The sequence below is a fragment of the Gilvibacter sp. genome, assembly GCF_013214815.1.
Classification (GTDB): domain Bacteria; phylum Bacteroidota; class Bacteroidia; order Flavobacteriales; family Flavobacteriaceae; genus Gilvibacter.
In genome coordinates, this window is record NZ_JABSPU010000003.1 from 14,832 (window position 1) to 31,581 (window position 16,750).

Below are 16,750 nucleotides of genomic sequence, written 5' to 3' on the forward strand. Positions count from 1 at the left end.
CTTAGAAATTACAATAACACGGTTGTCGACCAAAGGTAAAACTCAGGGTTAGCCCTGTAAATACATACCAATCGTCGCTGTTTAAATTGCCGAATTTTAAGCTTTGGTCTTCGGCAAGATCCTTTACAGGATTACTTCCGTCCAAGGCGTCTGTTAAGGTATATCTGGCCCCAATTTCCAATCCGAGAATCATTTTAGTTCCCAGTGTGGCTTTGTAACCCACTACCATTGGGATCGCGAAATCCCAGGCGCTGTCAAATTTACGAATCACATCGGTATTAGGGTCCCTAAAAAGGTTATTATATCGAAAATACGTCAAACCGGTGTATAAATACGGTGTACGCTGCGGTCTGCCGGAATACATGCTGAATTCCACGAAGTTAAATTCCAAACCGAGAGAAGCTTCTGTTATGGAATTCGTGAAAGTTAAACCGCGTTGGGCACGTCTGGTTTCGCTGGATTTGTTATCGTCTCCTTTGAGGTTGGATTGGATCAAAGTAAAGCGAAATGCGTGTCTTGGTCCGCGATTCCATTTTAAGATCCCACCAAAGTGCAGGGTGTTGGGCGAGATGTAATTGGTGCGTCCTACATCACCAATAAAATTGGTTCCACCTAGAACGGCTCCGATCTCGTAGGTTTGTCCGAAGCTCAAAAAGCTTCCTAATCCCATAAAAAACAGCAAAAATAAGGCCCTCATATCCCTGAAAAAACGTGCAAATATAACAATAAACTTGAGGTATCCACAGCCTTCGCTGTATCCTCCGAGAAGTAAAACAGTAAAACGCCTGTTTTATTGTTTGAAATTGCGCTTGTCTTCGCCCCAAAGTAGCTTCTGGCGAATGGTTTTGATAAAGCTGTCGTGATTGAGCTGAACCAATGAAATTGTAAAGGGTGCTCGGGTGATCTCAACCTCGGTATCATTGCTTAAAGTAACGATTCGAGAATCCAAGGAAAGCAAATAAGAATCTTCCCTGCCGTAGACTTGCAGTCCGATAGTAGTATCGTCAGGAATCACAAAAGGTCTTGCATTCAAATTGTGCGGTGCAATTGGAGTGATCACAAAGGAATTGGATTGCGGATCAATTACTGGTCCACCACAGCTCAAGGAATACCCGGTGGAGCCAGTAGGTGTAGCAACGATCAAACCGTCTGACCAATAACTGGTAAGGTACTCACCGTTTAGCTCTGTCGCAACACGGATCATGCTGGTGGTGTTCTTTCTATTTACCGCTACCTCGTTGAGCGCAAAGTTCAAAACGCCATCCATGGCATTGGCAGGAGTGGTCTTAACCTGTAAAAGGCTGCGTTCGGAAATGCTATATTGGCCGTCGAGTATTTGATCAATATGTTCTTTGAGGTCGTCTTTTTGGATGGTGGCTAAAAATCCGAGACGTCCTGTGTTGATTCCAACAATCGGGATGTTTAGATCTTTGACATATGTAATGGAACGTAAAATGGTTCCATCACCACCAATACTAAAGAACAGATCGTAAGAGTCGTCTAAGTGCGTGAAGGTTTCAAAGGCTTCGTAGTCTTTCTCAATGTTTTCATTAGCGCGGATGAGTTCCAAAAAGTTCGCTTCTATGAATACATCAGCTTGGGCTTTGTCAAGCGCATTGAGTACTGAAGCGATATAACCGCCTGAGTTCTTGTGATAAAACTGTCCGTAGATCGCGATCTTCATGCCTGAGGCCTAATTACATATTGAGGTATTTGTCCAAATACTTGGAACGCGCTTTTAGGCTGTCCAGATAGGTGTCCTCCGCATGTTGAGATACAATATTGTAGCCGTAACGTCTAAAGGTCTGTACAATGGTATTGATGCCGGTAGGCGCAATCTTTACCGTAGCTTGGATCAAATCGTTCTCCATATGGGAAACAAAAACTCCCAATAATCGCGCATCGTTAGATTCCACAATTTGGCAGATCTCACTAAAGGAATAATCATTGACTCCCTTTTCAATAATGATGATCCCTCCAGCTTCATGTAAGAAGGGCGTTTCGCTAAAGAGGTTCATGATATCACCCAACTCAAAATAGCCGAGATACTCTTGTTCCTCATTAAGGACAGGCATGATGTTGCTGGAATGTTGCGCAAAAGCCTCTAATACATCCAACCAATTGGTATTCTCACGCACAAAGAATCCCTCCAAGGCATATTGCACCTCCAAGAGTGTCTTGTCGCTTTCAAAGCAATGCGCATCAGTCTCAGAAATACACCCTAAATAAGTGCCTTCATTATAAACCGGCAGATGGGAATAGGTGAGATTGTTGAAGGTATTTTGAACTTCACTCACCATAGTTTCCAAGTTGAAAGGTCTAACGTCGTTAATAATGTATTCCGCAGTATTCAATGCCAATAATTTTTATGCAAATTAATCAATTTTAAGGAGCATGAGCCTTTATCATCTTCGTATTTTTGTATTCAAATATTAAGCCATGACGCGATTAAGCGTAAATATTAACAAAATTGCCACCCTGCGTAATGCACGAGGGGGTAATGTGCCCAACTTGCTTCAAGTTGCTTCAGATATTCAAGATTTTGGAGCCCATGGGATTACCATTCACCCAAGACCCGATGAACGTCATATTCGTTATCAAGACGCACGTGACCTCAAAGCTTTCGTTCACACGGAATTCAATATTGAAGGGAATCCGGTAGGTAGCTTTGTGGATTTGGTCAATGAAGTGGTGCCTGAGCAAGTCACTTTGGTGCCTGACTCCGTGGACGTTTTAACCTCAAATGCAGGTTGGGATACGGTAAAGCACAAAGATTTTCTTACAGAGATCATTGCAGAATTCAAATACAAAGGCATGCGTACTTCCATTTTTGTGGATCCTGTTGCAGCCATGATTGAAGGAGCTGCCGAGGTTGGTACCGACAGAATTGAGTTGTATACAGAAGCTTTTGCCAGTGGTTACGGTGAGGGGAATAAGCAAGCCGTTAAACCCTATGCTGAATGCGCTCAGTTAGCGCACGAGCTTGGTTTGGGAATTAATGCAGGACACGATCTTTCCCTAGATAATGTTGCCTTCTTTGCGCAAGAGGTTCCACATTTGGCAGAAGTATCCATAGGTCACGCCTTGATCTCAGAATCCTTGTACTTAGGCTTAGAAAATGTGGTGAATATGTATATCCATAAATTACAATCATGAGTTTATTGCACTCTAGAATTGTCGGAGAGGGACAGCCTTTGATCATTCTTCACGGCTTTTTAGGCATGGGAGACAATTGGAAGACCTTGGCCAATAAATTTGCAGAAGCTGGATTTCAGGTGCATTTGGTGGATCAAAGAAACCACGGGCGCAGCTTTCACGATTCCGGATTTTCTTATGCTTTAATGGCTCAAGACCTGCTCGCATATTTGGACCATTATGGAATTGAATCGGCCAGTTTTATTGGGCACTCTATGGGCGGAAAAACGCTCATGGAATTCGCTACGCAAAATCCGCAGCGCGTGTCTAAAATGATCGATGCAGATATCGCTCCAAAAGCTTATCCACAGCACCATCAGGCTATATTAAACGGATTGACCGTTCTTTGGGAAGCCTCATTAACAGGGCGTTCTCAAGCGGATGAGCTGCTGAGTCAATACGTTGCTGAACCCGGTGTGAGACAGTTTTTATTGAAGAATCTCTACTGGGTTGATAAAGGTGTTTTGGGGCTTCGGATGAACCTTCCCGCTTTGAAGCAGCATATTGAAGAAGTGGGCAAACCTTTGGCAGTTGAGGCACGCTTTGATGGACCGAGTTTGTTTCTTAAAGGTGCAAAATCAGACTATATACTTCCTGTGGATGAAATCATGATTAAAAGACATTTTCCTGCGGCAATCATCGATGAGGTCTCCGCCGCTGGACATTGGCTACATGCCGAAAATCCTAGGGAATTTTACCAAAATGTTATAGATTTTTTATAACATTGCACAACATTTATTATGTATGCATAATAAATAGGTAGTGCTTAAAAAGAACTACCTTTGTAATTGAACTAATACTACAATCTAATTTTTTAATCCCTTTTTATGAAAAAATTACTCATTTTCGCTGTTTTTGCGTTGACTGCGGCGGTGACTTATGCAGGTGGATACCGTGTGAGTCTTCAGGGGCAGAAATCTCTGGCTATGGGACACACGGGTGTGGCAGTCGTAAACAGTGCCGAATTGGTGTTTTTTAACCCTGCCGGTATGGTCTACCTGGAAAACAAACTGAACATCTCTGCTGGTGTTTCTGGTGTTTTCGCTGATGTAAAATTTCAGAATGCAGAATTCGGATATTCCACAGAGACTGATAGCCCTGTTGGAACTCCATTTTATCTGTATGCTTCTTACAAAGCTAACGACTGGTTAGCCTTTGGTCTTGGTGTTTACACGCCTTATGGTAGTTCTGTTGAATATCCGAATGACTGGGAAGGATCTCACTTAGTGAACAACATTGAGTTGGCTGCGATCTTTGTACAACCAACGGTTTCTGTAAAGATCTTTGACGAGTTGAGTATCGGTGGTGGACCTATTTACGTGACTGGTTCTGTAAACTTCAACAGAAACTTGAACCGAACTTTATCTGACTTAGACGGCAACCGAACAAACGTTACTGTTGATGCTTCTGGTGTTAATGCTTGGGGTTATACTATTGGTGCGATGTTCAAACCAACTGATAAGATCAATATTGGATTCAATTACCGTTCAGAAATTATTCTAGACGCTGAAGGCGGAGAGGCTGACTTTGAGAATGTACCAAACTCACCTTTGACTCCTTTTGCGGATACTACTTTTGATGCGTCCTTGCCACTTCCGGCAGAATTGACCGTTGGTTTCTCTTACCAATTCCACAGCAAGTGGTTGTTTGCTTTTGACTTCAACCGTGCGTTCTGGGATGTGTACAATTCATTAGATATTGACTTTGCAGATCCTAACATTCCGGACTCATTCAACCGTAGAAACTATAAGAATGCTTCTATTTACCGTTTTGGTTTGCAGTATGAAGCTACTTCTAAGTTTACTTTACGTGCAGGTTACTACTTTGATGAGTCTCCGGTACAGGACGGATTCTTCGCTCCGGAAACTCCTCGTAACGATTCACAAGGGTACACTGCTGGTTTGACCTTCAACTTGAGTGATCGTTTCCAGATCGACGCTTCTTTCCTTTATTTGAGATTTAAAGAAGTTGATGCTTCTTACGATTTCTATTTTGAGGATGGTGTTGCCGTTCCATTTGGAGGGACTTACAAGTCGAGCTCTTTCATTCCAGGTCTTGGAATCTCTTATAGAATGTAATCACAACTTAATCTGATAAGCCATATGAAAACATATATTAAATATTTATTTGTCGCTTCTGCAGCTTTCCTAGCAAGTTGTGAAGTTGAATTTGAAGAACCGATCACTGACGAAGGCTTTTACACTACTGGTGAAGCCAATATGTCAAGTTTTGTGGCCGTGGGTAACTCCCTTACTGCTGGTTTTGCAGACGGTGCACTTTATATCACAGGACAAGAGAACTCTTATCCGAACATTCTAGCGAACCAATTTGCTTTAGCTGGAGGTGGAGATTTCACTCAGCCTTTGATGAACGATAATTTGGGTGGATTGCTTTTAAGCGGAAACCAGATTTCTCAAAACCGTTTTGTTTTAGCTGCGGATGCTGAAGGTAACTTAGGACCTGCTGTTCTAGGTGGTATGCCAACTACTGACGTTGCTAACGGATTAGCTAGCCCATTCAACAATATGGGTATTCCTGGTGCAAAGAGTTTCCACTTGGTGGCTCCTGGATACGGAGATGTAAACGGAGTTCTTACAGGAACTGCTAACCCTTACTATGCTCGTATCGCCACTAACGCTTCTGCAACTGTTGTTGGAGATGCAGCTTCTTTGAACCCTTCTTTCTTTAGCTTGTGGATCGGAAACAACGATATCTTGAGCTACGCGACTAGCGGTGGTTCTGGTGTAGATCAACTTGGAAACTTGGATCCAACAACTTATGGACCAAACGATATCACTGACCCTAATGTTTTTGCTTCTGTATTTAGCCAAGAAGTAGAGGCTTTGGCTGCTGGTGGATCTGGAGGAGTTGTGTTGAATATTCCTGATGTAACTTCTATTCCATTCTTTACTACAGTACCTGTAAACTCGGTTCCACTGGACGAGGCTACTGCTGCTGCATTGAATGCGAACTTTGCGCTTTACAATGACATCGTATTACCAACACTAGTTAGTTTTGGAATCATTAGTGCAGAAGAAGCTTCCTCACGTGTAGTTACTTTTGAAGCTGGATTGGGCAATGCGCCAATCATTGTGGATACAGACCTTACTGATGTTACTACGATCCTTCAAGGACCTCCTGCTAACTTGGATCCTGCCACTGCTGCATTGCTTGGGCAATTGCGTCAGGCAAATGAGAATGACTTGATCGTTCTTACTGCGGCTGGTGTTTTAGGAACTCAAGTTGGAGATGATCCTACAGCGATCAACGGGGTATCTGTACCTCTAGCAAACCAATTTGTATTGACTGCTACAGAGCAAGCACGTGTTGCTGCTGCTGGAGCTGCTTACAATGCCGCAATTGAAGGTATTGCTGCTGCTAATGACATTGCCCTTGTAGATGCTAGAAGTGCTTTGGCACAAGTGGCTAACGGAGGAGTGATGAGCAACGGAGTAATGTTGACCAATGAGTTTGTAACTGGAGGAGCGTTTTCTTTGGATGGGGTTCACCCAACACCACGAGGATATGCTTACACGGCAAACTTGATCATTGATGCGATCAACGCCAAATACGGAGCTACTATTCCAAAGGTAGATATCGGAACTTTCGGAACTATTACCTTGAGTAACGATTAAGACCATCTAAATATCACATGATAAAAAGCGTTATCTTCGGGTAACGCTTTTTTTTATGAAATGAGCACAAACAAATTTTCAAATTGATGAACACGCTGATTAAAATCGCATTAACCGCTGGGGCGGTTCTTATACTGGCTAATGTTTTGCCCGGAGTATCTGTTTCTGGCTATTGGGGAGCGATAATTGTTGCGGTCGTTCTAGCGATCCTACGCCTTTTTGTAAAACCTTTATTGATCTTGTTTACTTTGCCGCTGACGATACTTACCTTGGGCTTATTTCTCTTTGTGATCAACGCCATAATTGTTTTGCTGGCCAGTGAGATGCTCGATGGATTTAGGGTAGATGGATTCTGGTGGGCGGTACTGTTCAGTATCTTGCTTTCCTTCTTGCAAGCCTTTGTCAATTCCCTGGTCAAAGAAGAAAAACCAAAGGCCTGATAATCAAGTCTTGCTTCCCTTGCTGATGGCTTAAAAAAGTCGTAGTTTTGCACTCCGATTTTCAGAGAAAAATACATTATGAACATCAGCAGAACCGATATTGATGATTTGAACGCCGTAGTAACAGTGGCGATCGAGAAAAAGGACTACGCAGACAAGGTAGAAACCATTTTAAACAATTACAGAAAGAACGCTAACATTCCTGGCTTTAGAAAAGGACATGTGCCTATGGGCATGGTTAAGCGTCAGTATGGGAAGGCCGTTTTGGTCGATGAGGTAAACAAATTGCTTCAGGATTCCTTGCACAAATACCTTACTGAAGAGAAATTGGAGGTACTTGGAAACCCTCTTCCAAAAAATGAGACCGACATCAATTGGGACGGAGACGATTTCAACTTCGAATTTGAATTGGGTCTTGCTCCTAAGTTTGATGTAAATATGGCTCCAAAGAAAGCCGTTACTCAATACAAGATCGTTGCCGATGATGAAATGATCGACAACCAAGTAACAAGCATTCGCAAGCAGTACGGAAAATTGATCAGCCAAGCTGAGGTTGTTGCAGATGCAGAGATCACCGGTACGTTCAAAAATGAAGAAGCTGGAATCGACAATAAAACTACACTATCGCTAGATCGCGTTGACGGAAAACGTCAGCAAAAAGCATTATTAGGAGCAAAAGCAGGAGAGACTGTTACTCTTAAAACCAAGTCTATGTTCAAAGACGATTTCCAAAACCAACAAGTTTTTGGAGTGTCTTCTGACGATGCAAAAGGACTTGACGTTGAAGTGGAGTTCGCTATTGACGAGATCAACACCCGTGAGCTAGCTGAGATGAATCAGGAGCTGTTTGACAAACTCTTCGGAAAGGACGTAGTGAAGTCAGAAGAGGAACTTCGCGGAAAGATCAAAGAAGACGCAGAGCGTCAGTTTGCGCAACAAGCGGATCAAAAATTATTGAACGATGTGGTTGATTCATTGATCGACAACACCAAATTCGATCTGCCTGATGGATTCCTAAAACGTTGGTTGCGTGTTGCAGGAGAGCAAGAGCTTTCTGAGGACGAGGCCAATGCAGAATACGAGCGCACTGAAAAAGGTTTGCGTTACCAATTGATTGAAGGCAAACTGCGTGCAGAGCACAATTTGCAAGTGACTTTTGACGAGTTGAAAGACTACGCGCAAAACATGATTAAAGCGCAAATGGCTCAGTTTGGTCAAATGGATCCGTCTCAAGAAGAATTGGATGGCATCACGGCTCGTATCATGAGCAACCAAGAAGAAGTTCAGCGTTTGCAAGAGCAGCTAAACGGTCAGAAAATGCTTGATTTCTTTAAGGAAAATGCAAAATTAAAGACTAAGGAGGTAACCTACGACGCCTTCGTAAAAGAGGCCTACAGTTAAACCGGCTTATTTTAATTATCTTTAGGCGTCGAATCCGTGAGGATTCACGCCTTTTTTTGTCAATCAAAACTAAATTGTATAATTGATTTTCTCTTACACAGTTTAGTTTAAAAATCAAACCCATTTACATGGATTACGGAAAAGAATTTAAAAACTTTGCTATAAAGGATCAAGGGATCAGCTCTACTTATTACGATAAGATCGTGAGCAGCATGTATCCGGTTGGTCTAACTCCAAACATTATTGAAGAGCGTCAAATGAACATTGCGATCTTTGATGTATTCTCCAGGTTGATGATGGACCGCATCATCTTTTTGGGAACAGGCATCAACGATCAGGTGGCCAATATTATTCAAGCGCAATTGTTGTTCTTAGAAAGTACAGACAGCTCTAAAGACATTCAGATCTATATCAACTCTCCAGGAGGGAGTGTATACGCCGGATTGGGTATTTACGATACCATGCAGTTCATCAAGCCAGATGTGGCTACGATCTGTACCGGAATGGCTGCTTCTATGGGAGCCGTATTGCTTTGTGCCGGAGCTCAAGGCAAGCGCAGTGGATTGACCCACTCTCGTGTCATGATACACCAACCGCTAGGTGGTGCGCAAGGACAAGCTAGTGATATTGAGATCACTGCCCGTGAGATCTTGATCTTGAAAGAAGAATTGTATCAAATCATCGCCAAGCATTCTGGCCAGACTTATGAGAAGATCTACCAAGACTCTGACCGTGATTACTGGATGAAGGCAGACAAAGCCAAGGAATACGGAATGATTGATGAAATACTAACCCGCGGATAATTGCCGTTATACGCTTTACCTGAATACCTAGAAAGATGGCTAAAGAAGAATTAGAATGTTCGTTTTGTGGGCGTAAAAAGTCAGAGACCAACTTGCTTATTGCAGGGCTGGATGCGCACATTTGCGACCGCTGTATAGAACAGGCTCATGGAATTGTGGTAGAAGAAGCTACCCACAGCAGCAATGCTGAACTTTCCAAGGAGCTCATGCTGAAGAAACCCAAAGCCATCAAAGAATTTTTGGACGAATACATCATTGGGCAAGAACACACCAAAAAGGTGATGTCTGTGGCTGTGTATAATCACTACAAAAGATTGTTGCAACCACCAACGGATGATGATATCGAGATTCAGAAAAGTAACATTGTCATTGTTGGGCAAACCGGAACGGGAAAAACTTTAATGGCCAAAACAGTGGCACGTATGTTAAACGTGCCCTTGGCCATTGTAGATGCAACAGTGTTAACTGAGGCAGGATACGTTGGAGAAGACGTAGAAAGTATTTTGACGCGTTTGCTTCAAGCTGCAGATTACAATGTAGAGAAGGCGCAGAACGGAATCGTTTTTATTGATGAGATCGATAAGATTGCCCGTAAAAGCGATAACCCTTCCATAACCAGAGATGTTTCTGGAGAAGGAGTCCAGCAAGCCTTATTGAAGTTGCTAGAAGGAACTACCGTGAATGTACCGCCAAAAGGTGGGCGTAAGCACCCAGATCAGAAGTTCATTGAAGTCAATACGGAGAACATTCTATTTATTGCCGGTGGAGCTTTTGATGGCATTGAACGCGCCATAACCAAGCGTTTGAACATGCAAGCGGTTGGTTTTAGCGCTTCTAAGTCAGACGACGCCTTTGAGCGTGACAACTTGCTTAAATACATTATTCCTAAGGATCTTAAAGACTTCGGATTGATTCCAGAGATCATTGGACGTCTTCCTGTTCTGACGCATATGGATCCGTTAGACAAAGGAACCCTAAGAGCCATTCTTACCGAGCCAAAGAACGCGATTGTAAAGCAATACAAGAAACTCTTTGAGATGGATGAGATTGACTTTGTGATCACAGAAGAAGCCTTGGATTACGTGGTTGATAAGGCCATTGAATACAAGTTGGGAGCTCGTGGATTGCGTTCGCTTTGTGAAGCGGTATTGACAGACGCTATGTTTGAGATGCCGGGTACGGATGACCGTCAATTGCATGTGACTAAAGAGTATGCAGAGAAAAAGCTCAACAAGTCAACCATTAAAAAGCTCAAGGCCGTTTCTTAAGCATTCAGCTGAAGTAATTCCTCTAAATAATCGCGAGTATTGGCCAGGCGAGGCACCTTGTGTTGTCCGCCCAATTTGTCTTTGGCTTTCAACCAATCGTAGAAGACCTTTTCACGTCCAAAGTGAACCGTAGGTAGGTTTAACGTGGTATTGTTATAGCGTTTAGCCTCATAATCAGAATTTACTTCTTGTAGGTATTGATCGAGTAAATTGGTGAACTGCTTTTGATCAGTAGGTGGTTTTTTGAATTCGATGAGCCATTCGTGAGCGCCTTTTTCACGTCCCTCCATAAAAATAGGGGCCGCGGTATAATCTACAATTTCGCAATTGGTTTTGGCCGCCACTTTTTTGAGTGCACTTTCTGCGTTTTCAATGATCAATTCCTCTCCAAAGACATTGATGTGATGTTTGGTGCGTCCACTCACTCGAATACGATAGGGTCTTACGGAGGTGAATCTAACGGTATCTCCAATCTTGTAACGCCACAATCCGCCGTTGGTGGTGATTACAATAGCGTAGTTCTTTCCAACTTCTACTTGATCTAAAGGAATCACGCGCTGCTCGGGAGTACCGTAGCAGTCCATCGGAATGAATTCGTAAAAGATTCCGTAGTCCAACATGAGCAAAAGGTCTTTGCTGTCATTCTTGTCTTGAATGGCAAAGAATCCTTCAGAAGCATTGTAAATCTCGTAGTATTTAAAGTCATCTCTGGGTAGGATCTGTTTGTACTGATCCACATAGGGTTCAAAACTCACCCCGCCATGAAAATAGACTTCCAAATTCGGCCAAATATCAAAGAGGTTATTCTCTCCGGTAGAAGTCAGTACCTCATTGAGCAAAACTAACATCCAAGAAGGTACACCCGCTAAACTGGTCACATTTTCTTGTATGGTTTCATTGACAATGGCTTGCATTTTGGTCTCCCAATCGGCCATAAGCGACACCTCGCTGCTCGGCGTAGAACTGAATTCCGCCCAAAAAGGCATATTGTCTATCAAGATCGCGGATAAATCTCCAAAGGCAGTGCCGTTGCTTTTGTATAGTTCCTTGCTCCCGCCTAAGCGTAAACTCTTGCCCACAAATAGTTGTGAGTCGGGATTGTTATTCAAATACATACAGAGCAGATCCTTGCTGGCTGCATAATGACAATTCTCTAAGGACTCACCGCTTACCGGTATGAATTTGCTTTTGCTAGAAGTGGTTCCACTCGACTTTGCGAACCACTTGATAGGGCTGGGCCAAAAAATATTGGATTCTCCTTGTCGTGAACGTTCTATGAGGTCTTTATAATCTTCATAAGAGCTAATGGGTACACGAGCCGCAAAGGTTTCGTAATCCTTGATATCTTCAAAGCCATAGCGCTTGCCAAGCTCCGTATCCTTGGCCTTTACCAAGAGATTGCTCAGCAGTTCACGTTGCACTTCATCGGGGTATTTTAAAAAGAGTTCTATCTGATGGAACCGCTTTTTTAAAAACCAGGAGGCAATAGAATTTACAATCGGTATTGGCATTTATTTGCGCTATCTTTAGGCAATAAAAATAGGAATTTTAAGCATATGACCTATACAGGAGTACTCACAAAAATGAAGACGCAAAACGGCCAGCCCGTGCAGTATTTCTTGAACTTTGAGAATGATTTCATCAACGTTAATCAACTTTTGGGAAAGCGCATTAGTTTGCAGTTTCTCAAGTATGAGTGTTTGAGTTGTGGCAAAGACAAAAAAATCTTCAGACAAGGTTTCTGTTATGATTGTTTTAGCACCATTCCTCAAGCTGCGGATTGGATCATCAAACCCGAACTCAGCAAAGCCCATTTAGGTCAAGAAGACCGTGACTTAGAGTATGAAAAGAAAATGCAATTGCAGCCGCATATTGTATACTTGGCCAATTCCAGTTCCGTAAAGGTTGGGGTGACTCGTAAAAGTCAAGTGCCAACGCGTTGGATTGATCAAGGTGCGCATGAAGCCATTGCTATTGTGGAGGTTCCCAACAGATATTTGGCTGGGATCACCGAAGTTGCCTTAAAGGATCAGGTGAGTGATAAGACCAACTGGCGGGCCATGCTTAAAAATGATATTAAAGACGAGGATCTTGTCGATTGGCGTGATAAACTCTTGCCTTTAGTACCGGAGGAAGCCAAGGAGTATGTCTTGGAGCAGCAAACGGAAACGCATTTGGAGTTTCCTGTGCAGCAATATCCGGAGAAACCCAACAGCCTTAATTTAGTTAAAGATGGAGCCTATACAGGAACCCTAGTGGGTATCAAAGGGCAATACTTGATCTTTGAAGACCAAACGGTTTTCAATGTGCGCAGTAATGAAGGGCTTTATGTCGCCTTGGAGTTGGGGGTGACCGCCTAAAACTGTCTTTAACAGCTTTTTAATAAGTCCTTGCCAGAGATAGCGTTATTCTTTATAGGGCTATGAAATGAGCACGAACAAATTTAATTACTAGTATATCCGACGGAATAATAAAATTTTTTGTGCGAAAGCGAAGCGGTTGATCTATACAGATAATTTTTATTCGATTATCGGAGAAATAAAAATTTTTAAATAGATGAATAAACTAAAACTTTCCGCCATGTCTTTGGTGTGGATCACCACACTACTATTGGTAACCTTAACGATAATGGTTACAATGGATCTTCCTTTTAATTGGGTGTTTTATTTGAGTGTACTCGGACAGGTGTTTGTGGTATTGATGGTTTATCGCGTTTTGACTGATGACTACACCACGGATAAAACTTTTGACGATTTTTACGAGGATTACGATGCTGAGGCCAAACGCTTTAGATAACCCAAAGACGCAAGGCTTGCACCACGGCTATACCAATTAAGGCAATGCCGATCAGGGTATGCAAACAAACTTTACTGCGTTTTTTGGTCTCTTTCGAGGCTAAGCGTTTGCCCGTAGATCCGTAGATCATCAAGATTCCAACCTTGCCCAGAAAAACTCCGAAGAAAAAGAAAAGCAGAGAACTCAAATCAAGCATTGCAGACAGCTCCACATAATTGCTATTGACCAAAGCTACTGCTACTAACCAAAATAACAACACAGGTGGGTTGATAGCGGCCAAAAGGTAACCTTGAAGCAGTCTTGTACTCATACTTCCAGATTCATTGGACTTCTTTTTGCGTTTGGGAAGTTGTTGTTTAAATAAAAACAGGGTCCCAACAATCAAAAAAACACCAACAAATAAGACTTTGATCCAAGGATTCATCTTTAAGAAGTCAGCGACGAACATGCTATAACTCAAAGCAAGGAAAGCCAAAGAGATCTCGCCTAAACCAGCGCCATAGGCAATTTGCTGGCCTTGTCGTTGACGACCTTTGGCTGCTGCGCTGATCACAGCAATATTGGACGCTCCAGGAAAGGCGCCGCCTATTCCAGCCAATAAAACTCCGATGACGAGATATAGTATAAACATGCCCTTTTAGTGGTGCATGAAAACAAGACCTTACATCTAAAGATGAGTTTAACGCAATTCTTCGCTGCCTCTAAGGCCAAATAAATGTCTGAGATAATATACTCCAGCGTAGAGTAGTGGCGTGTCTAAAAGCGCTACTAAGATCTTAAAAAGGAAGCCGCTAATGAGTAAACTGGTAAAGATCTCCCAAGGCAGTTTGCCAAAACTACAGAGCAGTAGAAGCACCGTAAAGGTGTCTACAAACTGAGAAGTGAAGGTAGAGAAGTTGTTTCTCAGCCATAGGTGTTTGCCTTTGGTAATTCGCTTCCACCAGTGAAAGATCTGAATGTCTATATATTGTGCAAGTAGATATGCCATCATGGAAGCAAAAACAGCAACTGCAGTGGCTCCAAAGACTAATGTGAAGATCTCATTGTCTAATGGACTTGTTGGGATGGCATTAAAATGATCGGCAGTCCAGACAATTGCTAAGGAGAAAAAAGAAGCAAAGATTCCAGTGGTTACCATTTGATTCGCCTTCTTCTTCCCATAGACCTCGCTTACAATATCTGTGATCAAAAATGTAATGGGGTAGGGCAAAATACCCACGGAGATCTCAAAGGTGTAAATCCCCAAAAAATCAATCGATACAAATTTTTGAAAGATCAGGTTAGAAACCACCAAAGAGGTGATGAACAAGGCGGCGAGAATCAGATAGATACGATCGGCCAAGGGGCCGTTTTTTGGTATGGAATCACTCACTTAGCTAAGTTACGATTTTAATAAACACTGTTATTATCTTTTGCGGACTTTGCTTATTTTCGTTCTTACCTAATCACTGACCCTCATCAAAGATAAACGCACCATATACCTCGCGCTCGGGAGCAATCAAGGCAACCGATTTGAACAACTGCAAGCGGCGGTGAATGCCCTTTTTGAGACTCTTGGTGATGTTAGAAAGATCTCTGCCGTATACAGCAGTCCAGCTATGGGCTTTGAAGGTCCTGAGTTTTTAAATTGTATTGTGAAAATGGAGTCTGATCTGTCTAACTCCAAACTCATCAAAGAGGTGCTGCGTATCGAAAAACACCTGGGGAGGATTCGTGGCGAGTCTGCGGGCTACAGTTCACGAACCATAGACATAGATGTCATTGCTATTGATGATGCAGAGGTAGATTCTAAGAGCCTAACGGTGCCGCATCCAGCTATGCAAGACCGACTTTTTGTTTTGCAGCCCATGCACGATTTGGCTCCCGATTGGAAACATCCTAAACTGAGAAAAACCGTTACAGAATTGTTGGAGGCATGCAGTGATGAATCCAGTCTGGCTAAACAGTCCAAATGGCTCCGGAATCCAAAGAAAAACCTCCAATTGGATCAGTTTAAATACTTGGCCATTGAAGGGAATATCGGCGCTGGAAAAACCAGTCTGGCCACTTTGATCTCGCACGACTTTAATGCCAAGTTGGTCTTGGAACGATTTAAGGACAATCCTTTTTTGCCCAAGTTTTACAAGGATCAAACGCGCTATGCCTTTCCGTTGGAAATGTCCTTTTTGGCAGATCGGTATCAGCAGTTGTTGGATGATATTTCCCAATACGACCTCTTCAAGGAGTTCATTGTAGCGGATTACGATCTGTACAAATCACTCATCTTTGCCAAGGTTACCTTGCAGGACGAGGAATACGCCTTGTACAAAAAGCTCTTCCATTTGATGTATAAGGAGATTGCGCGTCCGGATTTATACATCTATCTCTATCAAACTACGGAAAGCCTTTTGGCTAACATCAAAAAGCGCGGCCGTTCTTACGAGTCTGACATTCAACCGGAATATTTGGAACAGCTCAATCAGGGGTATCAAGAGTACATAAAATCCTTCCCAGAAGGAGGAGTAAAGGTCATTGATGTCTCTGGATTGGATTTTGTGGCTAACAGAGCAGACTATTTAAAAGTGCTGCGAGCCATTGTTTCTTAAACCTTTAGCAATAATTTCTGAAACAGATCCCAAAGAACCACTCCGGTACTCACAGAAATATTTAGCGAGTGTTTGGTGCCGATCTGCGGAATTTCTATCACGCCTGCACAGCGGTCAATAACTTTTTGCTGAACGCCTTTTACTTCATTGCCAAAAACAATTGCCATGGGAGTTTTTTCTGGAGCAAAGTCGTTGAGCATCGTAGCATTTTCTGTTTGCTCTATGGCGTAACTGTTAATGTCCTCTTGACTCAATTGCTCAATGAGCTCTGCGCAGTTTTCGCGGTATTCCCAGTCTACGCTGTCTGTGGCTCCTAAGGCTGTTTTTTGAATGTCTTTATGCGGAGGTGTCGCAGTGATCCCGCAGAGGTAGATCTTTTCAATCCTAAAGGCGTCCGAAGTTCTAAAAACACTTCCCACATTATTCAAACTGCGGATGTCATCCAAAACTACAATTATTGGAGTTTTGTTTGCCGCTTTGAAGTCTGCTACGTTCAATCGGTCCAGTTGGCTATTGCGCAATTTTCTAAAGTCGCTCATGTGCTTGCAAAGGTAGGAGATTGTTAATAAAAGGGAATAACTCTAGAGGGTTGATCTTCTCTAAAAATTCGAGTTTTTCTACTTTAGC

At 42.7% G+C, this 16,750-nt stretch carries 18 protein-coding genes; 11 read left to right on the forward strand and 7 right to left on the reverse strand.

Annotated elements, in window-relative coordinates; translation table 11 throughout:
- Nucleotide 1: 1 nt before the first annotated feature.
- From HRT75_RS01045 to HRT75_RS01055, 3 genes are all read right to left on the reverse strand, one after another.
- Nucleotides 2-697 carry a DUF6089 family protein gene (locus HRT75_RS01045; RefSeq protein ID WP_291182121.1) on the reverse strand — a complete coding sequence of 232 codons (696 nt, stop codon included), beginning with the start codon at nt 695-697 and terminating at the stop codon, nt 2-4.
- A gap of 93 nt (nt 698-790) precedes the next feature.
- Nucleotides 791-1,684: an NAD kinase gene (locus tag HRT75_RS01050; protein WP_291182123.1), complete on the reverse strand. Its 894-nt coding sequence runs from the start codon at nt 1,682-1,684 to the stop codon at nt 791-793.
- Nucleotides 1,685-1,697: 13 nt separating this feature from the next.
- Entirely contained in the window at nt 1,698-2,354 is a 657-nt protein-coding gene (locus tag HRT75_RS01055) for a CBS domain-containing protein (RefSeq protein ID WP_291182234.1), read from the reverse strand.
- An 85-nt stretch (nt 2,355-2,439) separates the two neighbouring features.
- On the opposite strand from HRT75_RS01055, the gene HRT75_RS01060 reads away from it, so the two are divergent.
- From HRT75_RS01060 to clpX, 8 genes are all read left to right on the forward strand, one after another.
- Nucleotides 2,440-3,156 (forward strand): pyridoxine 5'-phosphate synthase, encoded by a 717-nt coding sequence (locus tag HRT75_RS01060; RefSeq protein ID WP_291182125.1) that lies wholly within the window; start codon nt 2,440-2,442, stop codon nt 3,154-3,156.
- Nucleotides 3,153-3,917: an alpha/beta fold hydrolase gene (locus tag HRT75_RS01065; RefSeq protein ID WP_291182127.1), complete on the forward strand. Its 765-nt coding sequence runs from the start codon at nt 3,153-3,155 to the stop codon at nt 3,915-3,917. The genes HRT75_RS01060 and HRT75_RS01065 overlap by 4 nt, the downstream gene beginning before the upstream one ends.
- Nucleotides 3,918-4,022: 105 nt before the next feature.
- Nucleotides 4,023-5,273, forward strand: a complete 1,251-nt coding sequence (locus HRT75_RS01070; protein WP_291182129.1) for an outer membrane protein transport protein — start codon at nt 4,023-4,025, stop codon at nt 5,271-5,273.
- A 24-nt stretch (nt 5,274-5,297) separates the two neighbouring features.
- On the forward strand, nt 5,298-6,830 hold the full coding sequence (locus HRT75_RS01075) for a G-D-S-L family lipolytic protein (RefSeq protein ID WP_291182131.1): 1,533 nt from the start codon (nt 5,298-5,300) through the stop codon (nt 6,828-6,830).
- A gap of 86 nt (nt 6,831-6,916) precedes the next feature.
- Nucleotides 6,917-7,270 carry a phage holin family protein gene (locus HRT75_RS01080; RefSeq protein ID WP_291182133.1) on the forward strand — a complete coding sequence of 118 codons (354 nt, stop codon included), beginning with the start codon at nt 6,917-6,919 and terminating at the stop codon, nt 7,268-7,270.
- Nucleotides 7,271-7,348: 78 nt separating this feature from the next.
- Nucleotides 7,349-8,671 carry a trigger factor gene (tig, locus tag HRT75_RS01085; RefSeq protein WP_291182135.1) on the forward strand — a complete coding sequence of 441 codons (1,323 nt, stop codon included), beginning with the start codon at nt 7,349-7,351 and terminating at the stop codon, nt 8,669-8,671.
- Nucleotides 8,672-8,799: 128 nt separating this feature from the next.
- Nucleotides 8,800-9,474, forward strand: coding sequence for an ATP-dependent Clp endopeptidase proteolytic subunit ClpP (clpP, locus tag HRT75_RS01090; RefSeq protein WP_272832955.1), 675 nt, complete (start codon nt 8,800-8,802; stop codon nt 9,472-9,474).
- Between the two features lie 35 nt (nt 9,475-9,509).
- On the forward strand, nt 9,510-10,742 hold the full coding sequence (clpX, locus tag HRT75_RS01095; protein ID WP_291182138.1) for an ATP-dependent Clp protease ATP-binding subunit ClpX: 1,233 nt from the start codon (nt 9,510-9,512) through the stop codon (nt 10,740-10,742).
- Here the strand turns inward: clpX and HRT75_RS01100 are convergent.
- Complete coding sequence (locus HRT75_RS01100) at nt 10,739-12,253, reverse strand: GH3 auxin-responsive promoter family protein (protein WP_291182140.1); 1,515 nt, start codon at nt 12,251-12,253, stop codon at nt 10,739-10,741. The genes clpX and HRT75_RS01100 overlap by 4 nt on opposite strands.
- Before the next feature lie 45 nt (nt 12,254-12,298).
- Here HRT75_RS01100 and HRT75_RS01105 point away from each other — a divergent pair, with 45 nt between their 5' ends.
- Together HRT75_RS01105 and HRT75_RS01110 are read left to right on the forward strand one after the other, a co-directional pair.
- Nucleotides 12,299-13,102 (forward strand): DUF2797 domain-containing protein, encoded by an 804-nt coding sequence (locus HRT75_RS01105; protein WP_291182142.1) that lies wholly within the window; start codon nt 12,299-12,301, stop codon nt 13,100-13,102.
- A 196-nt stretch (nt 13,103-13,298) separates the two neighbouring features.
- Nucleotides 13,299-13,538, forward strand: coding sequence for a hypothetical protein (locus HRT75_RS01110; RefSeq protein ID WP_291182144.1), 240 nt, complete (start codon nt 13,299-13,301; stop codon nt 13,536-13,538).
- On the opposite strand, the gene HRT75_RS01115 is transcribed toward HRT75_RS01110, so the two are convergent.
- On the reverse strand, nt 13,531-14,169 hold the full coding sequence (locus tag HRT75_RS01115; protein WP_291182146.1) for a LysE family transporter: 639 nt from the start codon (nt 14,167-14,169) through the stop codon (nt 13,531-13,533). The two genes, HRT75_RS01110 and HRT75_RS01115, sit on opposite strands and share 8 nt — an antisense overlap.
- Nucleotides 14,170-14,217: 48 nt before the next feature.
- Nucleotides 14,218-14,910 (reverse strand): queuosine precursor transporter, encoded by a 693-nt coding sequence (locus HRT75_RS01120; RefSeq protein WP_291182148.1) that lies wholly within the window; start codon nt 14,908-14,910, stop codon nt 14,218-14,220.
- A gap of 103 nt (nt 14,911-15,013) precedes the next feature.
- Between HRT75_RS01120 and folK the strand changes: the two genes are divergently transcribed.
- Complete coding sequence (gene folK, locus HRT75_RS01125) at nt 15,014-16,123, forward strand: 2-amino-4-hydroxy-6-hydroxymethyldihydropteridine diphosphokinase (protein ID WP_366665004.1); 1,110 nt, start codon at nt 15,014-15,016, stop codon at nt 16,121-16,123.
- Here the strand turns inward: folK and HRT75_RS01130 are convergent.
- Entirely contained in the window at nt 16,120-16,662 is a 543-nt protein-coding gene (locus HRT75_RS01130) for an RNA methyltransferase (protein WP_291182149.1), read from the reverse strand. The genes folK and HRT75_RS01130 overlap by 4 nt on opposite strands.
- Nucleotides 16,663-16,750 lie beyond the last annotated feature (88 nt).